Source organism: Rhizobium sp. 11_C7_N12_5 (assembly GCF_051811145.1).
GTDB classification, from domain to species: domain Bacteria; phylum Pseudomonadota; class Alphaproteobacteria; order Rhizobiales; family Rhizobiaceae; genus Rhizobium; species Rhizobium lusitanum.
The window spans coordinates 1,474,335-1,493,138 of sequence record NZ_JBPWPY010000002.1; the positions used below are offsets into that span (position 1 = coordinate 1,474,335).

The 18,804-nt window shown below is 57.3% G+C and carries 16 protein-coding genes and 1 pseudogene; 4 read left to right on the top strand and 13 right to left on the bottom strand.

What is annotated here, in order from left to right; genetic code table 11:
• Positions 1-58: 58 nt before the first annotated feature.
• Positions 59-1,375: an alpha-glucosidase/alpha-galactosidase gene (locus AB8B29_RS25920; RefSeq protein ID WP_439006800.1), complete on the bottom strand. Its 1,317-nt coding sequence runs from the start codon at positions 1,373-1,375 to the stop codon at positions 59-61.
• A 97-nt stretch (positions 1,376-1,472) separates the two neighbouring features.
• Between AB8B29_RS25920 and AB8B29_RS25925 the strand changes: the two genes are divergently transcribed.
• Positions 1,473-2,324, top strand: a complete 852-nt coding sequence (locus AB8B29_RS25925; protein ID WP_439006801.1) for a helix-turn-helix domain-containing protein — start codon at positions 1,473-1,475, stop codon at positions 2,322-2,324.
• 1,069 nt (positions 2,325-3,393) lie between these two features.
• Complete coding sequence (locus AB8B29_RS25930) at positions 3,394-3,663, top strand: hypothetical protein (protein ID WP_113109130.1); 270 nt, start codon at positions 3,394-3,396, stop codon at positions 3,661-3,663.
• A 142-nt stretch (positions 3,664-3,805) separates the two neighbouring features.
• Here the strand turns inward: AB8B29_RS25930 and AB8B29_RS25935 are convergent.
• The 8 genes and pseudogenes from AB8B29_RS25935 to AB8B29_RS25970 all read right to left on the bottom strand — a co-directional run bounded on the left by AB8B29_RS25935 (position 3,806) and on the right by AB8B29_RS25970 (position 13,486).
• Positions 3,806-5,025 (bottom strand): IS3 family transposase gene (locus AB8B29_RS25935; RefSeq protein ID WP_439006802.1). Its coding sequence is split into 2 segments (ribosomal slippage): positions 3,806-4,689 and positions 4,689-5,025, totalling 1,221 coding nucleotides; the frame shifts between segments, so codons are not numbered across the junction.
• 299 nt (positions 5,026-5,324) lie between these two features.
• Positions 5,325-5,681, bottom strand: a pseudogene (locus tag AB8B29_RS25940) (elongation factor G); the annotation flags it as partial.
• A gap of 36 nt (positions 5,682-5,717) precedes the next feature.
• The gene (locus tag AB8B29_RS25945) at positions 5,718-6,446 is read right to left on the bottom strand and encodes a creatininase family protein (RefSeq protein WP_113102934.1); all 729 of its coding nucleotides are present in this window, start codon (positions 6,444-6,446) and stop codon (positions 5,718-5,720) included.
• Positions 6,447-6,452: 6 nt separating this feature from the next.
• Complete coding sequence (locus tag AB8B29_RS25950; RefSeq protein ID WP_439006803.1) at positions 6,453-7,409, bottom strand: ABC transporter permease; 957 nt, start codon at positions 7,407-7,409, stop codon at positions 6,453-6,455.
• Complete coding sequence (locus AB8B29_RS25955; RefSeq protein WP_113102932.1) at positions 7,406-8,488, bottom strand: ABC transporter permease; 1,083 nt, start codon at positions 8,486-8,488, stop codon at positions 7,406-7,408. The genes AB8B29_RS25950 and AB8B29_RS25955 overlap by 4 nt, the downstream gene beginning before the upstream one ends.
• Positions 8,485-10,089, bottom strand: coding sequence for an ABC transporter ATP-binding protein (locus tag AB8B29_RS25960; protein ID WP_113102931.1), 1,605 nt, complete (start codon positions 10,087-10,089; stop codon positions 8,485-8,487). The genes AB8B29_RS25955 and AB8B29_RS25960 overlap by 4 nt, the downstream gene beginning before the upstream one ends.
• Positions 10,079-11,068 (bottom strand): BMP family protein, encoded by a 990-nt coding sequence (locus tag AB8B29_RS25965; RefSeq protein WP_113102930.1) that lies wholly within the window; start codon positions 11,066-11,068, stop codon positions 10,079-10,081. Before AB8B29_RS25965 ends, AB8B29_RS25960 begins: the two co-directional genes overlap by 11 nt.
• 1,398 nt (positions 11,069-12,466) lie before the next feature.
• On the bottom strand, positions 12,467-13,486 hold the full coding sequence (locus AB8B29_RS25970) for an IclR family transcriptional regulator (protein WP_439006804.1): 1,020 nt from the start codon (positions 13,484-13,486) through the stop codon (positions 12,467-12,469).
• Between the two features lie 89 nt (positions 13,487-13,575).
• On the opposite strand from AB8B29_RS25970, the gene AB8B29_RS25975 reads away from it, so the two are divergent.
• Both AB8B29_RS25975 and AB8B29_RS25980 read left to right on the top strand, forming a co-directional pair.
• Positions 13,576-14,010 (top strand): VOC family protein, encoded by a 435-nt coding sequence (locus AB8B29_RS25975; RefSeq protein ID WP_037190926.1) that lies wholly within the window; start codon positions 13,576-13,578, stop codon positions 14,008-14,010.
• A gap of 3 nt (positions 14,011-14,013) precedes the next feature.
• Positions 14,014-14,457, top strand: a complete 444-nt coding sequence (locus AB8B29_RS25980) for a VOC family protein (protein ID WP_037190929.1) — start codon at positions 14,014-14,016, stop codon at positions 14,455-14,457.
• Between the two features lie 70 nt (positions 14,458-14,527).
• On the opposite strand, the gene AB8B29_RS25985 is transcribed toward AB8B29_RS25980, so the two are convergent.
• Genes AB8B29_RS25985 through AB8B29_RS26000 form a run of 4 tightly spaced genes read right to left on the bottom strand, consistent with a single transcriptional unit; the run spans position 14,528 to position 18,706 of the window.
• The gene (locus AB8B29_RS25985; protein ID WP_037190931.1) at positions 14,528-15,775 is read right to left on the bottom strand and encodes an ABC transporter substrate-binding protein; all 1,248 of its coding nucleotides are present in this window, start codon (positions 15,773-15,775) and stop codon (positions 14,528-14,530) included.
• 42 nt (positions 15,776-15,817) lie between these two features.
• On the bottom strand, positions 15,818-16,921 hold the full coding sequence (locus AB8B29_RS25990) for an ABC transporter ATP-binding protein (protein ID WP_037190933.1): 1,104 nt from the start codon (positions 16,919-16,921) through the stop codon (positions 15,818-15,820).
• A 4-nt stretch (positions 16,922-16,925) separates the two neighbouring features.
• Positions 16,926-17,834: a carbohydrate ABC transporter permease gene (locus AB8B29_RS25995; RefSeq protein ID WP_051963186.1), complete on the bottom strand. Its 909-nt coding sequence runs from the start codon at positions 17,832-17,834 to the stop codon at positions 16,926-16,928.
• The gene (locus AB8B29_RS26000; protein ID WP_037190935.1) at positions 17,831-18,706 is read right to left on the bottom strand and encodes a carbohydrate ABC transporter permease; all 876 of its coding nucleotides are present in this window, start codon (positions 18,704-18,706) and stop codon (positions 17,831-17,833) included. Before AB8B29_RS26000 ends, AB8B29_RS25995 begins: the two co-directional genes overlap by 4 nt.
• Between the last annotated feature and the right edge of the window lie 98 nt (positions 18,707-18,804).

Consider the following 18,804-nt stretch of genomic DNA (forward strand, 5'->3'; position numbering starts at 1 on the left):
AACGAACAAAAAACGGCGCTGGATGAGCGCCGTTGTGTGTCTTCCGATGTTGAGCTTTTCAGCGATAGGAGGGTAGCAGATCGCCGTGTCGCTCGATCAGGTCATCGACCATGCGCCAGATCTCGTCCGGCGACAGGTCAGCGGAAGTGTGCGGATCAAGGAGCGCTGCCTGGTAAATCCTGTCCCGCTTCCCAGTAAGAGCGGCCTCTACCGTGAGTTCCTGGACGGAAATGCTCAACTTCATGACAGCGGCAAGCTGAGAAGGAATCCGGCCGATCCGGATAGGTTGAATTCCGTTGCGATCCACGTGGCACGGCACCTCGACGATGCATTCGGGGGGAAGGTTCTCAATCAGCCCTGCGTTGGGCACATTGCCGTAGATGAGAGCGGGCTTCCCGGTCGTCGCAGCATGGATGATGCCAGCAGCATATTCGTTGCTCCGGCAGATGTCTATTGGCTTGCCGCCCTCCAGATCCTGTCGTAGAGCGTGCCACTCGGATATCTGGACCTCGCATCGGCGGATATACTCGTCGAGCGGGATGTTGAGCTCATTGATGAGTTCCGGGCGTCGATCTTTGATGTACCAGGACGTATATTCCGAAAAGTGCTCGCTGGACTCCGTAACGAAGAAGCCGAGCCTCTTGAGCGCATCGAACCGCACTCGGTCGTCCTCGGGCACGTTGCCCTCTGCGGCAAGCGCCTTTAGCCGGGGATACAGATCCTCGCGCCGGCCGTCGGCATGAAGTTTCTCGTACTTCAGGAAGAACGCAATGTGATTGATCCCTGCGGAAAGGTAGTTGATCTCGCCGATGTCTTCTCCCAGGCATTCGGCAAGGTGGCCCGCTGTGTGCTGAACGCTGTGGCAGAGACCTACATTGCGGATCTCCGGCGCGATCTCCTTGATTGCCCAGCAATTGATCGCCATCGGGTTCACGTATTGCATAAGCAAGGCGTCTGGACAGACTTCCTGCATGTCGCGGCAGATGGTTTCCAGGACTGGGATGGTGCGAAGGCCCCGGAAAATGCCTCCAATGCCCAGCGTGTCTGCAATGGTCTGACGCAGACCGTATTGCTTCGGGATATCGAAATCCGTCACGGTCGCAGGCTTGTAGCCGCCCACCTGCATCATCAGGATCACGAAATCCGCATCTTTTAGCGCTTCCCTCCGATTGAGCGTCGCTTCGATCCGCACACGGTTCAGATGCAAGGCCTCGCAGATGCGACGGGCCACGATCTCTGAAGTTTTCAGCCGCTCCGGATCGATATCGAAAAGGCTGATGACATAGTCGTGGTCGGTCGGCGTCGATAAGACGTCACCGAGAATGTTTTGAGCGAAGACGGTGCTTCCGGCTCCAACGAGGCAAATTTTCGGCATGGGGTTGCTCCCGAGTTGATGACCGACAACTGATTGCCTCTTCCCACCGAGAATTTCTTCCTGCTAAATGGAAAATAATTCCAGGATCGGAGCATGTGTGGGCAACGAATCGACGGCAAGCGAAGGTAAGTGGATTGGATCCCCGCGAGACTTTACGGTTGAGCGCCACGTCGCGGACACGATGATCTCTGCCCATTGGCACGACCACATAGAGATCAATCTCCTCCTTGAGGGATCGATGACCTACCTGTTCAACGGGAAACAGGAATATGTAGAAGCGGGTCGAATGGTGCTGTTCTGGGCAGCAATCCCGCACCAGACCATCTTCGTCACTCCGGAGTCTCCGCTGGTATGCGTCTATCTCCCTCTCGTGGACTTTCTCGCTTTGCCGATCGACGCGGCGTCGAGACAGGCAGTCCTTCAGGGTGCGTTCGTAAACGAAGCCGGAGCCTCCAGCGGGACCATCAACGTTCGCGAGCGCTGGGCCGATGAATGGCTGGTAGGCGGCTCGGCGCGCCAGCAACTGGTAAAGGATGAAGTGTCGATCGTGGTCCGGCGATTGATTCTCGATCACACGTTCGACAGGCCTGTAATGGCCTCCAATCCGAGATTGTCGGGTTCGGAGATACGATACACCCAACTCCTAACTAATTTGATCGGTCAGCGGTATGGTGAAGCGCTGACACTGGCGGCGATGGCAAAGCACGCGAACGTCCACTCGACCACTGCCAGCAGAGCATTTCGCAGCGTATTGGGAATATCCGTGATGGAGTACTTGACCCGGTATCGGTTGGCTCGCGCCATGCAGAGGCTAGCCGAAACGGATGACTCGATTTTGGACATCGCGGACGATTGCGGGTTTGGGTCGGCTGCTCGTTTCTACGAAGTTTTCAAAAGGCAGACGGGTATGACGCCCAGGCACTTTCGCGTTTCCACCAGGCCGAGGTAGCAAGGTGTCGAAACTGGAATGGGGATTACTTAGCCCGAGCAACGGCCACCACCATAAAACGCACAACATTGGCGCCCGCGTTGATCGAACTTATCGGCCGACGTTTATTGGAGAGACAACCAAAGACCACCAATTGGTGGATATCGGGGTTCCGTCGTCGACGTGAAGCGGATCACCTCATTGGTAAGAACACCTAGTAGTGGTCAAAACCATCCGGTTGCGGAAATGATATCCGATTTTCAACGCTCCAAAGGGAGCAAGCCCCCGCCTTCAAGGGAATCGGTGTTTTGCCTGAGCAGGCGTCGGCCGACGACATGTCGTCGCCGGACCGAGCAGTCAATGCGGAGAGGAAAGGAATCGAACTTCTCATCCGATGGAGGCGTTATATGACGCCTCAGCCCGGAGTTAAGTATCTAATACAAATAAGATAATTTTAGTCGACGCTGCTCCGTAAACAATGCTCCCATGCGTGTGAGGGCGGACGCCGACATGCTCGGTCTGCCGATCGTAACGGCCTATTCGCCTCAGCACATCAGCTTTTCCCGGACATGGCGCCATCACCTCGATGGCCTTGCTCAGACGACAATTCGAATTCATTGAACGCGTGCCGACGCAATAGCATGAAAGTCGCTTCGTTTATTTCACGTCCGTCGAGGAGGCTGGGATTGGCGCACAACACATCAATCGTCCGCTGAGTAACGCGCGTTGCCCCCGTGTCGGATCTGACAAACTTGCGAGCCCAAAGCAATAACGCTTCACGAAAATTGAGATCATTTGGAATAGATGCATATTTTTGAAAGGGCATAACACCGCTCATCTTGCAGGCGGGAGCACGTATAAACCCTCAGTCGCCACCGCCTACTTATTCGGTTGGAGACGATATCTCATCTTACGATTTGAGTACGAGGAGGCCACGCAACGCTAGCGAACAGAGCTTTCACAAGCTCTAAGGCCTAAGTCCTTACTTGGTCGGGACTTTGGTCCGTATTCACGAGCGCCGCTCATGGCATACTACATCTGAGGCGCGGGATAGCGCGTCACAGCTGTATGTAAATGGGAATGGAAAGACATGAAAAGAATTGTAATCGCGTCGCTGGCGCTCGCAACGACCTTGGCCGCATCGCCGGCATTCTCTCAGGTCTACTTTGAATACGGAGTCGGATCTCGCTACGACTATGATGCGCCGCCGCCACGCTATTACAGCGATCCACCGACCTACGCAGATGATGGATACTATGACGCTCCGCGCTATAGGTATCATCGCCGGTGCTGGACAGAGAGGCGCTACGGCTACCGTCATCATCATCGGGTAGTAGTGCGCGAAACCGTTTGCGAGTAGTTGGTGCGAACGGCGAGTTCTTCCCCTCTCGCCTGATGCGAATGCCACAATTCACAAAACTGTCACACAATGATAGATTGAGCTGCGCAAGTTACTAAACTCCAGTTCACATCTGGAGTTGCCCCCAAAAGACCGGACATGCTCAGGTTTGAGAATGCGAGCTGATGAACTCGCGGGGCGATTGATATCCTAACGCGCTGTGCGGGTGAAGATTGTTATAATGTTCGAACCAGAACGGCAGTTGAGCGATGACGGTTTCGGCATCTGGGGTGGGGTTCACCGAGACGTAGTCGCGCTTGAAGGTTTTGACGAACGCCTCGGCCATGCCGTTCGATTGTGGGCTGCGCACCGGCGTCGTGCACGGCTCCATGCCGATGTCGCGGAGCAAGGATGCGGTGTCCCTGGCGATGAAGCAGGAGCCGTTGTCGGTGAGCCATTCGATGGGCTCGGATAGCATGTTGATGCGGCCGAAGCGGTTCTCGACGGCGGTGATCACGAGGTCCTGCACGTCTTCACTCTTGATGCCCTCTGTGGTGGCGACATGGGCGATTGCCTCCCGGTCGCAGCAATCGAGGGCGAAGGCGACACGAACCTTCTCCTTGTTGTCGCAGCCGATCTCAAAGCCGTCGGAACACCATCTGGTGTTCGAGCGGGCGACGGCGACCTGGCCGTCGTGAAGGCGATCATCGACCGCTCCGGTATGACGCACAAGCAACAGGTTGTGCAGTTTCATGACTCGGTAGACGCGCTTGGCATTGGGCCACGAACGCCCCTGTTTGCGGGCATTCCGGCGCAGGATGGCATGGACACGCCGATAGCCGTAGGTGGGCATGTCGGCGATGACGGCCTTGATGTCGTCCACTAATTCCCGATCCGGGAGTGGCGGGCGTCCTCTGGCTTTGGAAGGGGAGCCTGTGGCACGGGCGGCGATATTCGAGCGGGCGACACCCAGAGTTTGACAGACGGTCTTCATTCCAAAATCCCCCTCGGAAGAGAGAGCGAGCGCAACAGATGTTTTTTTGGGCCACCGGCGATCTCGAGAGCTTCCTTGAGGATTTCGCTCTCCATCGTCTTCTTGCCCAACAGGCGCTGCAGCTCTTTCACCTGGGCCTGAAGTGCCCGATATTCGGAAGCCGGAACGACCTCCTCTTCGGCGGCCGTCGCCGTCAGCGCCCCTTGGGACGCCAGTTTGCGCCAGGCGAACAACTGGTTTGGCTGGATGCCGTGCCGACGAGCGACGATGCTCACCGTCGCATCCGCCTCGTAGGTTTCCTGAATGATCGCCAGCTTCTCCGACGTGCTCCAGCGACGGCGGCGCTCGGGGCCCGAAAGGACTTCCATCTTAAAGTTGCTACTAGTCATATTACCAACATTACTCCTACCCACTTAGCTAAGTGGGGGAGCATGTCCGGGCCTTTCGGGGGCTAATTCAACTCCAGTTCACATCCGACTCGCGCTCTTAACAGTACTCCTGTTGTTGCCCTGCCTGGCCCCACCTGGCAGGGCAATTTTCTTTGAGGCAATTGGAACCCTAAGTGGGCGACACATTGCGCAGAAGTTAGTAACTTTTCACTGGTGTCATCAAGCCTCCAACATACTTCAACGACTAACCATGCTATACCCATGCCGGATAACCATCCCCGAGCGTCAGCGAATGGTCACACAAGCCGCGATGAAATGGCATAGAGCGCGTTGCTGGGCGGCTCGCGATCTTCGATCAGTTCTTCGAGAAGCCGGTCATCGAATTCGGACAGGTGTTCCAGGAGCTCGCTGCGCGCTTCGTGCTCGCGCTCGGCCGCGCTTTCGGGGATTGCGATCAGCGCCGAAGTCTGGCCTTCCCGATAGCGCCACGCCCGTCCCGAAATCAGATCGCAACTGCCTATGATCCTGTCCCCCTCGCGGATCGGGATCTGGCGAAGCAAAAGCGTGTGGTTGGCGTAGTCTTGAAGCGCGGCGACCACGTCCCTTAGCCGCCCTCTCGGTTCGTCCATCCGGTTGACGAAGAGGATGCACGGCGTCTCCGGTAGGAAGCAACAGCGATCGGATCGCATTTGTCATCTATCCGAGAGGAATAAATCGACAAGTTTGACGCTCTCATCAACGATACGCGCAATCAGCGCCTCACCCTTGGCTGCCGTGGACGACGTTGGGTCGCCGAAGACGCCGGATTTGTTGAACGTGCTGAGACTGATCGCCTCCATGCCAAACGTCGCGGGGAATGTCGGATATTCCGCTGCGGCCTTGTCCATTCTCACCAGATGAGGGGCCAGCGCCAGCATCATCGAGGTCTCGACTTCGTCCGCATGGTAGAAGGTCGGCGCGGCGGGTTTGCTGTCGCAGATATCGTTTGCGGCTTGTTCTATGCCTGGATAATCCAGATAAAACACGGGGAAACCCGTCTCCTGCTTCAGCAGACGGGCGGCCAGCGCGATCGGCTCTCGATTTCCAAAATGGCCGTTGACGATGACGAGCGCCCTGAAGCCGGATCGTGAAAGTCCCCGACCGATATCCATGAAGATCGCGCGCATGGTGTCTGGCGAAAGCGACAGTGTGCCCGGGAATCCTTCGTTGTTCCATGCGTCACCGTAGGCAATCGGCGGCAACAGAAGACCGCCGATTGCCTCGGCAATGCGCCGCGCTACGCCCTGTGCCATGACCGTATCCGTCGACAGCGGCAGGTGTGCACCGTGCTGTTCCTGTGCACCAACGGCCAGCACGGCGACCGCACCCTTGCTAATCGCCTGCCCAACTTCAGGCGAGGTAGCTTCATGAAGATCAAGCATCGTCAGTTATCCTTTTTGCGAACCACTGCGGAGAAAGGGCAACCCGAGGGCAGCGGGCGTGCCTTGACGGCCGGCAAATCCGGCAAGCACCACAATCGTCAAGACATACGGCAACATGAGTAGAAATTGCAGTGGTACATTGATGGGCAGAAGCTGGGCTCGCAGTTGCAGAGCATCCGCGGAGCCGAAGAGGAGAGCGGCAAACAGAATGCCAATGGCATGTCTGCGACCGAGAATGAGGATGGCAAGGGCGATATAGCCGCGACCCGCCGTCATGTTGTCGAGAAAGACGCCTGTTGCTGAAAGCGACAAAAAAGCACCGCCGAGTGCCGCCAGTCCACCGGAAAGAGCGATCGCGATATACCGCGTGTGGACGACATCGACGCCAAGTGTCTCGGCTGCCTCGGGATGCTCGCCGACAGCACGGATATTCAACCCGAATCGCGTCGTCTTCATCACAAACCAGGTAAGAACGATCAATGAGAGCCCGAGATAAGCCAGCATGTCCTGACGAAACAGCAGCGGGCCGACCAGCGGGACATCACCGAGCCCGCCGAAGTCAACAGGCGCGAAGGGTTCGATCCGCGGTCGATCCGTGGCCGCCCCAAAGAACAGGCGATAGAAGAAGGAAGTAACGCCGACCGACAGCAGGTTCAAGGCAATCCCAACCACCACCTGATTGGCGCTGAGCGTTATCGTATATAGGCCGAGCAGAAGGCCGGCGGTGACGCCAGAGAGCACGGCGGCAACAATACCTATGGCCAATTGCCCAGTTGCAAATGTGACAACGAAACCTACGAAGGCTCCAATGAGCATAATGCCTTCCAGTCCGATGTTCAGGACACCCGACCGCTCCGCGAAGAGTCCGCCAAGGGCTGCGAGCATGATCGGTATAGCCAACCGCATTGAAGCCGCTAGAAAGCCAGCAAATACCGGATCGTTCAGAGCGGACAGCATATTCATGTTACCGCCCCCGGTCGCAATCGGCGAGAAAGCCAGCCCGAGACGAGCGGCAACGCCGCTCTGCCGATGAGAAACAGAACGACAAGCCCCTGAATGACTGTCGTCAGCGTGCTCGGCACGCCCGCCGCCGACTCCATAGTCGTCGCTCCTATCTGCAACGCCGCAAACAGGAACGCTGATGCCAATACACCGACAGGATTGGTCTGACCGAGCAGCGCTACGATGATGGCACTGTAGCCAAAACCGGGTGAAAGGTTCTCGATCATGCGCCGCTGCACGCCGGATACCTCGGCAAAGCCTGCAAGGCCGGCGAACGCGCCACTGATCAGAAAGCCGAGCATGAGAGTGTAACGCACATCGATCCCCGCGTTGAGCGCAGCGCGCGGATTAAAACCGACCACACGCAACCGGAAGCCACCCACCCGTTTCCAGAGAAACAGATGTGCCAGAATGACAGCGACTACGACGATAAGAACGCCGGCGTGCAGGCGCGTTCCAGACAAAAGAGTGGGAAGCCGCGCTTCTGTGGTCAGTCGCGCTGTCTGCGCCAACGGCGAATTGGGATCCTTAAGCGGTCCATGCAGAAGGAAGGAGACGAAATCGATTGCCACGTAATTCAGCATGATCGTGGTGATCAGCTCATCAGCGCGAAAGCGAAGTTTCAGCCAGGCGGCGAGCCCCGACCAGAGCGCACCAGTCAGCGCCGCCGCCAGCATCATTGCCGGCAGAAGGAGGACAGAGGGAAGAGCGGAACCTGCGACGCCGACGGCAGCCGCTGCGGTCCCACCAAGATATAACTGTCCCTCGGCGCCAACATTGAAGACGCCAGCCCGGAAGGCAAGTGCAATGCCGAGACCGCAAAGCGCAAGCGGTACGGTGCGCACCAAGGTCTCCGACAGCCCATTGCGACTGCCGAGGGCCGCATCGAAAAGTGCACCATATGCCGTCAGCGGATTGACGCCGACTGCAGCGATCAACACTGCGCCCACTATGAAGGCGGCTAATACCGAAGCCGTGCTGCTGACCAATGCGGGTGGAACGTACGGCCGTTTCAATTGAACATCTTCTGTTCCGCTCATGTCACCTGCCCCGCCATCATCAAACCCAACCGTTCGACGGTCACCTCTTCCCGTTTCAACTCGCCGATTGCCTTGCCATTGAACATGACGACAATTCTGTCTGAAAGCGCGAGGATTTCATCGAGCTCAGTCGAGATCAGAAGCACTCCGGCCCCGGCAGCGCGGCGGGCGAGAAGCTCTCGATGAACGAATGCGGTTGCACCAATATCCAGACCACGAACGGGTTGAACGGCGACGATCAGGCTGGGATCACGCGAAAGTGCCCGCCCGAGGACGACCTTTTGCTGATTGCCGCCCGAGAGCGTTCCGATTTTCTGCTCCCGGCCCGTAGTGCGTACGTCGAAATCCTTGATGATCGTATCTGCAAGCGATGCTATCGCCGCCTTGTCGATCCAACCGCCTCTGGAGAATGGCGCATCTCCGACGCGCTCCAACACGGCATTCTCGCCTATCGTCATCGACTCCACCAATGCCGTGCGGTGGCGATCCTCTGGTATGTGGGCAAGACCAAGGTTGATCCGCTCCGCGACAGAACCATGCGTGACCGCGTAGCCGTTTATGCTGATCGAGCCACCTTCGACTTTGCGCAGGCCGACGATCGCCTCGGCCAATTCCTGTTGACCGTTCCCATCAACGCCCGCGATGCCGACAATTTCGCCTGACCTTACGTTCAGGCTGGCACCGCTGACGCACCGAACGCCGCTTGTATCACGGCAGACGAGGCTCTCGACCGAAAGCACGGGGCCTTTGCCGTCTTCGGCAACAGCGCCCAAGGGGACTGCGTCTTCCAGCTTTGGCAAAGCGATATCTGCCCCAACCATCATGCGTGCCAGACTGCGTGCATCTGTATCCGCGGTGGCGGCGCTCGCCACGACGCGGCCGTGTCGGAGCACCGTGACATGCGAGGTCAACGCCATCACTTCGTCGAGCTTGTGGCTGATGAAAATAATTGCCACGCCCTCCGCTGCGAGCAGGCGCAGGATGCGAAATAATCCGCTGGCTTCCTGCGGCGCCAGCACGGCTGTTGGTTCATCAAGAATAAGGATGCGGGCGCCGCGATATAGCACCTTCAAGATTTCCACCCGCTGCTGGCTGGCAATCGAAAGATCGGCGATGCGGGCATTCGGGTCAACATCCAGATCATAGGCCTTTGCCAGCGCCCGAATATTGTTGGCGCATTGCTTGAGATTGGGAATGAGCCTCCCGGCAGAAGAAAGACCAAGACACACGTTTTCTGCAACGGTGAGCGGAGGCACCAGCATGAAATGCTGATGGACCATGCCGATACCAAGCCGCATGGCTTCAGCAGCACCTGCTATTGTCTCTCTCTTCCCGCCGATCCGTACCTCGCCCTTGGAGGGAACCAGGAGACCGGCCAAAACCTTCATCAGGGTCGACTTGCCAGCACCATTCTCCCCGAGCAGGGCATGAATGTCTCCTGCCCTGACGGTGAGATCAACAGCATCATTGGCTACAAAACTGCCAAAAATGACCCGAATGCCCCGCATGTCGAGCAGCGGCGCAGCTTTCGTCTCAGCCTCCCCGACAACCTCCGACGCTATGCCGGAAGTTGCGGAAAAACCTTCATTCTCAGTCGGCATTTGACGTATCCAGCGGCACGGTGAAAGCGCCAGACTTGATCGCATCAAACTTTGCCTTGACGGCCGTCAGCACATCCGGGGAAACGCCGGCATCCAGCCCGTGGAAATCGGCGAGCCTGACGGCACCTTCCGGAATGCCGAAGGACCAGTTCTGGCTCTTCCAAGTCTTATCCTCGACAGCTTTGCCGACAGCTGTGATAAGAGGACCGAGATCCCATAGAACACTCGTCAGCACGGTTTTAGGTCCAAGATGGTTCTGATCGGTCATGGCGCCGAGCGCAAACACATTCCTGGCATTTGCGGCATCGATCACGCCGACGCCCTGCGCTGATAAAACGTCGGCCCCCTGCTCGACCTGAGCAATCGCGGCCTCCTTGGCCTTGGGCGGGTCAAACCAGGAGCCGATGAAGCTATGGAGAACCTTCACACTAGGAACCATCGCCTTGGCACCGGCTTCGTAGGCGTGGAAATTGGCAAGCATATTCGGCGCCGGCATGCCGCCGACCCAGCCGATGGTCTTGCTCTTGGATGCCCCGGCGCCCAGCATGCCGGCCAGATAGGCGCCCTGATAATCGGGGTTGGAATAACTGCCGACATTGGGAGCGAGTTCTTTGGCAGTTCCCGCCATGAACGTTGTGTCCGGGAAATCCTCGGCGACGTTCAGGGTGGCATCGCCATAGGAAAACGAGTGAGCAAAAATCAACTTGTAGCCGCGCGATGCATAGTCGCGCAAAATACGCTCGGCATCCGCATCGCTGACATTTTCTGAATAGGCAACCTCTGCACCCAACGCTTTGGCAGCCGCCTGAAGCCCGTTGTAGCCGACCGAATTCCAATCATTGTCGCTGATCGGACCAGGCATGACCATCGCGATTTTCAACCCGGCAGCATGAACCGCCTGCGAGCCACCAAAAGCGATCAGCATGACCGCCGCCAGAAGCTGCACCCCTTCTCTCAATGTTTTGAAAATACTTATCATCAGTTCCCTCTCTTGTTTTTTGTGAATTCAGGGCCACTCGATCACCAGACGATCGGATGAGTCTGCCCGGTCTATACGTTCACAGAGGTGACCCACACACAGCAGCTTGTCAGCCCCGTACCTAACGAGGGCTACTAGCGTTAAACCCCAGCGTACCAGCACCTCATTAAGAGCGTTGATAAGAAGGCCATCGGTAAGATTTGAGGATGAGGATGCCACGAAAATGCCTACTGAAATGGGGCAGTCTGAGCCTCAAGCGAAGCTTCCGGCAATACCCTATTGCTCAATTACTAGGCTTGTAAACGTGCCGTCTAAAAATTAACTCCCTAAGAGAACACGGACATGTTTTCACATCACGGCAGTGTCGCTCTGGCATGCGAGGCGGGAATATGGAACGGGCGGGCGCCGGCGCTATCTCCGTGGCGCCATGTGATTATGAATGTCCGCCTTGTCGGCCACGGCATTAATAGATCATTCTTATTAATTGTCGCCACAATAGACGCCGCGACAACCATCCAAGAGGGAGTACTCCGCTCATATGTTTCAACTTATATTTTATGAACGATGAAAATAGTACTGGTCACGCCATCATAGTTGTCAGCGTCGGCAACGATGTGGTCGTCCACGCCGCCTGCTGAAACGATGTCACCGACCTGAGGCACGATGGCGATCCCGACTGATGAACTGTAGATGTGCCTCTCACGGCGAGGATCGTGGTGCCGTCGACACAGCGCTGCTCGCACGTCGTCGGCACGAGCTTGGCAGTGTATGCCATTTCGGGACCTTCGCCGCCCTCTACCGCTTTGGCCAGAAATCTCAATCTGGCGCTTTGCCGTGGCCTGCAGTCGCGTGTAGAGAGCGTTTGCCATCGCGTTTTCCTATATGGCCCAGTCATTTGCCATATTTCTAATTAGCAGCGGTTTCATGCTACCTTCTCTGCCGAGGGGCACATAACTATGAGCGAGTTAGAACTCCGCCGTGAGGCTCGAAAGGTTGACTGCCGCAAGCCCGTCGAGGGGACGCGTTGCGCTTATGCGGTATGCTGGACCAATCAAGCTATTTTCGATCCGGGCCGCATAGATGCAAAATGTTGAAATTTGGTCCGTGCAGCAATGCTATTGGAGCGTGTTCGAATGTCTGACAGGAAGGCCGTGATCGGCACGCTGGCCTGATTTCACAAAACCACACCCTCTCTCGTCGTTGACGAGATAACGTGATATCGCATGCGCGACAGCTTGACGACCACCTCATGTCACTCCAGCGCGGCCGCTAATGCGCCTGGTCATAAAACGGATGGGCTACAGCCCTGTGGTTCGTTACCCGCTGAAGCGCTCCATCCACTCGCCAACGATATTCGCAGGCAGATAGAGGAGAGGCTCGGATCTCGCCGAAGCGCTTTTAATTCCTCTTCGCCGTCTTGCGATGCAGGCTGGGGTTGACAGCGGCTGCCTCAACCGAAACGACCGCTGGTTTCGCCTGCGCGATCTCCCTCGTGATTGCGTCCGCTGTCGAAAGCACAACGCGCCTGATTTCCTCAATTCGCCGTTCATTGACGCCAGCAACGAAGGGTACGCTGACCGCCGCGACGACCTTCTCTTGATAATCGCGGATCGGGGCGGCGATGGCATGAACGCCGGACATTTGCTCGCCCATATCCCGCGCCCATCCGGCGGCACGAATGTTCTCTAGTTCTTTTAGCATCCGGTGAGGGTCGGAAATCGTGAAGCTGGTGAAACTCTCGAGCTTTGTCAGCTGGCGAGCAATATCCTCCTGCGCTGCGAAAGCAAGCAGGACCTTGCCGGCAGCCCCAGCATGGAAGGGAAGCCGCTGGCCTGCCGACGCAGTCAGCGCGTACTGACCGCGGCCCTGGGCAGCAGCGACCACCAGAACATTGTCACCTGAGGGAACTGTGAGCTTGCTGCCCTCCCCTGTCACCTCCGAAATTCTATTCAGATACGGCTGTGAAATCGCCAGCAAGTCGTAGCTTGCCACAGACGGAGCGACGTGGGCGGCAAGTGTCAGGAGCCGCCGGCCAAGTGTATAACTGCCAGTGGGAGAACGATGGACGAAGTCGTGAGCGCTCAGTGTGTTTAACATTCGATAGACCGTCGTCCGCGAAAGCTTCACCGCCTTGACCACATCACGGATCGTCGCACCCTCGGGGGTGCGCTCCAATAGCGCGAAGACCTCGACCATCTGTTCGATGACCGGGATGCGATACTTCTGGGCGGCGTCTTCACTGATCTCGTGCATTCGGAACCCTGTTGGCCTGATGAGGGGATGCTCTGCGTTCAATAAGCAATGCATGCCTTTGGCGCAATTGTAGCTCGCTTCGGTTGACTCTGGAGCGAAAGTTTCGATAAATTCGCAAATGAACTTCATCCGGTTCAAATGTAAACAAGGCAACGGAATACTCAAGCTATTCTATCGTTGCCTGATGCTGCTCTGGAGCAAGGCGCTCTTTGAAAAGCCGCGCTTCCGGAGGATTTCAAGGAGGAGGAAGAAAAATGAAAAATGTGAAAGCGATCGGGCATGTTGCCGTGAGCGTGAAGGACATCGAACGTTCGATGGATTTCTACGTCAACAAACTCGGCTTCGATGAAATGTTCAGGCTGGAGCGTGATAACCGTCTCTGGATCGTCTATCTGCGCATTACCGATACGCAGTTCATCGAACTCTTTCCCGAGGGCGTCGGCGACAGCGCGCCGCCGTTTGCTAATGTCGGCTACAACCATCTCTGCCTTGAAGTCGATGATATCGATGCGGCTATCGCGGAAATTACCGGTCGCGGCGTTACCCTGACGGCCGAAAAGAAGCTTGGCGTCGATCATAACTACCAGGCCTGGATCGCCGACCCCGAAGGCAACCGGATCGAGCTGATGCAGCTCGGCGCCGACGCCATGCAGACGGCCGCCATCCGCCGCATCAATGGACAGGCCTGAGCCATGGATCTGTTCAGACATCTCGGGCATATCGCCCTGCGCGTGAGCGATCTCGACAAGTCGCTTTCTTTCTACAAAAAGCTTGGTTTTCGCGAAATGACGCGCCTGCTGAATGATCAGGGAGAGGCGTGGATCGTCTATCTCAGGATCAATGACGACCAGTATCTCGAACTTTTCCCAAAGGGCGTAAAACGGCCGCAAACCGGACCGGATGTGATTGGCATCTTCCATATCTGCCTCACGGTCGACGATATCGACAAGACGTTCGCGGAGCTTGCAGAAGCTGGCATTCAACCGAGCCAGCCGCGCCAGACCAAACGCGGGATTGATGGCAATCGCGGCGGATGGATCGAAGATCCCGACGGCACGCAGATCGAGGTAATGGAAATGGCGCCCCATTGCATCCAGCTGAAGGCAATTGAAAAGCTGCGGGCGGAAACCGTTTGACCGGCCTCTAACCGTTACTATGGGTCCCGAGGCCGCCTAGCCTGGCGGCCTCGGCTTTTTTGCGCTTAGCTCAGAAGATGTGGTCGTAGGCATCCTGCATGGCATGGATGAAGTCGTCGTCAGTGCGCTTCGGATCGCTCCAATACTTGTCGGCCTCTTCCCAGATCGTCCGGTACCAATCGGCGTCGGCCGTGTTGAAGGGGTTCGATACCTGCTTGTTCGGGTCCTTAAGCGTATCGAGTACGAGCTTGTTGCAGGCATCGAGATTGGTCGTGTCGGCGTCGGTTCGAACCGGACTTGCGCCCTTCTTCAGGACGAATTCCGCGTTCAGTTTTGGATCGACATCAAGCTTGGCAAAGTCTTCCTGTGCCTTGGCAGTTTCCGCATTGCCGGTGTTGAGAAACCCCCAGGAATCGACGGTCACGACGACGGCCCTGGTACCGGGAATGTTCATGCAATCGAAATCAGTGCCGAGTTTCTTGTTCGCCGCCAGGAACTCGCCCTTCATCCAGTCGCCGTGGATCTGCAGCAGCGCCTTGCCGGTGATGACCAGATTGGTCGTATCGTTCCACTGACGGTTCGGCGATCCCGGATCTGTGTGATTGGCGATCTGTCGAAATCGCTTCAGCGCGGCGCGCATTTCGGGTGTGTCGAGCACGCTCTTGTCGGGCTTTTCGCCGTAGAAGCGGTTGTAGATATCAGGGCCCTCCTCAGCCGCGATAAGTGCCTGCAGCAGATATGCCTTCTGGAATTGATCGCCGCCTTGAGCGATTGGGATATAGCCCGCGGCCTTCACCTTGTCGAAGGCGGCGAACAGGTCATCGAGCGACTTCCAGGATTTCGGATCGATGCCGACCGCATCGGCGACATGCTTGTTGTAATAGATCATGCCGTCGATGTGCACCGTCGCCGGCGCTTTCATGATCTCACCGTCGACAGTAATGTTGTTCAGCACCGAAGGCGGAAAGTTTTTGGTGGCTCCAATGCTGTTGAAGAGCTTGGTCAGCGGCATGCCGAGATTCTGCTTGTTCAAATCGCGATAGATGCCGGGATCGGAGTTCATGAAAATCGCAGGTGGATTGCCGCCCGTGATCATGTTCATCAGGCTGACATTGGCCCCGGAATCATGGGCGATCGAAAGATCCTTCCATTGGTGTCCGTCCTTGGCCCAGGCATCACGCAACACGCCGAGTGCAGCGATTTCGGAAGGTTTCGACCATGTGTGATAAACAACGATATCGTCCGCCCGCGCATTGCCTGCAAGTGTGGTGGCTGCAAGCAGCAGCGCTACCCCCGCCAGAAATTTCCATTTCCTCATGCGTCATTCCTCCCTTTTGAAACCCGGCCTTTTGAATTCTGGCTAGAGCCGCCGGCCGGTCGGCGCATCGAAGACATTAAGCTTATCGAGCGGCAGATAGACGGGCAGACTCTGTCTGCCGCGATAGCGATTCGCATCGCGTCCATCGACGCGGACGGCGATGCTCTTTCCGGACATGGTCAGAAAAGCGAAGGCATCGGCGCCCGATTTTTCGAAATATTCGACCGGGCAATCGAAGCGAATGGTCGCGCCCGCATCACCTCGTTCTTCCGTCAAAAGTTCTTCTGCGCGGAATCCAACCTTGACCGCGCCGCTCTCCGCCGCCTGTCCCTTCCAGTTATAGTGGCCGAGGTTGATCTCGGCGCTGCCCTTGTCCTCCACGGCCACCAGCCCGCTGCCGTTTCTCCGAACTGTGCAGTCGAGCACGTTCATTGCCGGAGAACCGACGAAGTCGGCGACGAACAGGTTGGCGGGCTCGTTGTAGATTTCATCGGGCGTGCCGAACTGCTGGATGACGCCCTTGTTCATGACCGCGATCTTCGTCGCCATGGTCATGGCCTCGATCTGGTCATGCGTCACGTAGACGACGGTGTTGTTCAGCTGGTTGTGCAGCTTTTTGATCTCGATCCGCATCTCGTTGCGCAGCTTCGCGTCGAGGTTGGAGAGCGGTTCGTCGAACAGGCAGACGCCGTATTGCTTGACCAGCGCCCGGCCGATGGCAACGCGCTGGCGCTGGCCGCCGGAGAGCTGGGAAGGCTTGCGGTCGAGCAGATGCTCGATCTGCAGCAGCTTTGCCGCCCAGGCGATGCGTTGCTCCGCTTCCGCCTTGGTGATGCCGCGGGACGAGAGCCCAAAGTTCATATTCCCGCGCACGGTCTTGGTCGGATAGAGCGCGTAGGACTGGAACACCATCGCGAGGCCGCGATCCTTGGGGTCGAGATAGCTGACGTCGCGCTCGCCGATCAGGATCTCGCCGCCATCGATTTCCAGTAGCCCGGCCAGCAGATTGAGGAGAGTGGTCTTTCCGCAGCCCGATGGGCCGAGGAGCACGAGGAAATCACCGTCGCCGATGCTCATATTGAGGTTCTCGATAACGGTGAGCGCGCCGAATTTCTTGACGATATTGTTGAATGCGATGGATGGCATGCCTCTATCCCTTGATGGCGCCGGCCGTGATGCCCTGCACGAAGAATTTACCGAGGACGAAATAGATGACGAGCGGCGGCAGCGCGGTCAGCAGCGCCGACGCCATGTCGACGGCATAATTCTTGGCGCCGGTGGTCGTAACCGTGATGTTGTTGAGCACGACTGTCATCGGCTGCGTATCCTGCGCGCCAAAGGTCAGGCCGACCAGGAAGTCGTTCCAGATGCCGGTGATCATCAGAATCAGCACGACGATCATGATGTTGCCGGACATCGGCAGCACGATTTCGAAGAAGATCCGCCAGAACGAGCCTGAGTCGATCATCGCCGCCGCGATGATCTGCGGCGGCATTCCTCGGAAGTAGTTGCGGAAGATCAGGGTCAGGAAGGGCAGCGACAGGACGCTGTGAATGACCGCGATGCCGAAGGTCGTGCCGTATATATGCAGCGTCCCGGCAATCTTGATCAGCGGATACATGATGATCTGGAAGGGCACGAAGGCGCAGATGAAGAGCACAAACAGGAAGCCGTTCGCCCATTTGACGTTCCAGAGCGCAAGCCCGTAGCCGGTGATGATCGAGAGCGAAATCGTCAGCACGAGGCTCGGCGCAAGAATATAGAGCGAATTGACGAAACCCACCCGCACACCGTTGCAGTTCATGCCGGAGCAGGCTTGCGTCCAGGCGTAGGTCCAGGCATCGGTCGTCCAGGGTGAGGGCAGGGAGAAGATCTGCCCGAGCCGAATTTGGTCCATCGTCTTGAACGACGTCACCACGATGACGTAGAGCGGCACCGCGAAGAAGGCGGCGGCCATCAGCAGGAAGACGAAGACCACCACGCGATGCGGCCGAATGAACGGGCGACGACGGGCTTTCACCTGGTTAGCGGATTGCGATGTCAGGGGTATCGCCGTCATGTCGCATTCCTCTGCCTGATAGCCGTGACGATGACGAGCGGCAGGAAAAGAACGAGCGTGGTCAGCAGCATCACGGTCGCGCCCGCCGAGGCGAAACCGAGGTTCTGCTTCTGCCAGTAGGCGTCGATGACAAAATAGGCAGGCATGACGGACGCGCCGCCCGGGCCGGCGTTGGTCATGGCGACGATGATGTCATAGGCCTTCACCACGCCGATGCAGAGCAAGATGATGCAGGTCAGGAAGGTGAGCTTCATCATCGGAATGATCACCTCGATGTAGAGGCGCCAGAAGGGTACGCCGTCTAGACGCGCGGCCTGCCAGATCTCGGTGTTAATCGATTTCAGTCCGGACAGCATCAGCGCCATGAAGAAGCCGGTCGATTGCCAGACGGCGGCAAGGATGACGCCGAACATGACCGTGTCCTGGCTTGCGAGCCAGTTGAAGGATGCGCTTTGCCAGCCAAGCGAATGAAGAACGTTCTCGATACCGAGGCTGGGATTGAACAGCCATCGCCACACCAGGCCGGTCACGATCAGCGAAACCGCCAAGGGGTAAAGGAAGATGGTTCTGAATAAGCCCTCGCCGTGCACCTCCTTATCGATCAGCGCCGCAAGGATGAAGCCGACGACGATCGACAGCAGGCTGCCAAGGGCGAAGATCACCAGATTTTGCAGGGACAGCAGCCATGATGAATCATGAAACAGCCGCCAATATTGTTTCAAACCGATCAGTTCATAGTCCGGAAAGCGGCGGCTGGCCGTGAATGATAGATAGACGGTCCAGCCGATTGCCCCAATGAAAAAGACAAGCGTCAGCAGGGCCGCAGGCGCAACGGCCAAATGCGGGGTGACGCGGCTCCATCGGATTCCCATGAGCCTCCTCCTTTGGCTGCAAGCGCTTCACTCCTCTGAAACGCCGCCAACCAGTTTTTATATGAACTTCCTCTAGTTCATAACGGACCAACTATAGG

Coding starts and splice junctions, on each gene's coding strand:
- AB8B29_RS25920 (WP_439006800.1), bottom strand. CDS start 1,375: ATGCCGAAAATTTGCCTCGTTGGAGCCGGAAGCACCGTCTTCGCTCAA.
- AB8B29_RS25930 (WP_113109130.1), top strand. CDS start 3,394: ATGAAAAGAATTGTAATCGCGTCGCTGGCGCTCGCAACGACCTTGGCC.
- AB8B29_RS25945 (WP_113102934.1), bottom strand. CDS start 6,446: ATGCTTGATCTTCATGAAGCTACCTCGCCTGAAGTTGGGCAGGCGATT.
- AB8B29_RS25950 (WP_439006803.1), bottom strand. CDS start 7,409: ATGAATATGCTGTCCGCTCTGAACGATCCGGTATTTGCTGGCTTTCTA.
- AB8B29_RS25955 (WP_113102932.1), bottom strand. CDS start 8,488: ATGAGCGGAACAGAAGATGTTCAATTGAAACGGCCGTACGTTCCACCC.
- AB8B29_RS25960 (WP_113102931.1), bottom strand. CDS start 10,089: ATGCCGACTGAGAATGAAGGTTTTTCCGCAACTTCCGGCATAGCGTCG.
- AB8B29_RS25965 (WP_113102930.1), bottom strand. CDS start 11,068: ATGATAAGTATTTTCAAAACATTGAGAGAAGGGGTGCAGCTTCTGGCG.
- AB8B29_RS25975 (WP_037190926.1), top strand. CDS start 13,576: ATGAAAAATGTGAAAGCGATCGGGCATGTTGCCGTGAGCGTGAAGGAC.
- AB8B29_RS25980 (WP_037190929.1), top strand. CDS start 14,014: ATGGATCTGTTCAGACATCTCGGGCATATCGCCCTGCGCGTGAGCGAT.
- AB8B29_RS25985 (WP_037190931.1), bottom strand. CDS start 15,775: ATGAGGAAATGGAAATTTCTGGCGGGGGTAGCGCTGCTGCTTGCAGCC.
- AB8B29_RS25990 (WP_037190933.1), bottom strand. CDS start 16,921: ATGCCATCCATCGCATTCAACAATATCGTCAAGAAATTCGGCGCGCTC.
- AB8B29_RS25995 (WP_051963186.1), bottom strand. CDS start 17,834: ATGACGGCGATACCCCTGACATCGCAATCCGCTAACCAGGTGAAAGCC.
- AB8B29_RS26000 (WP_037190935.1), bottom strand. CDS start 18,706: ATGGGAATCCGATGGAGCCGCGTCACCCCGCATTTGGCCGTTGCGCCT.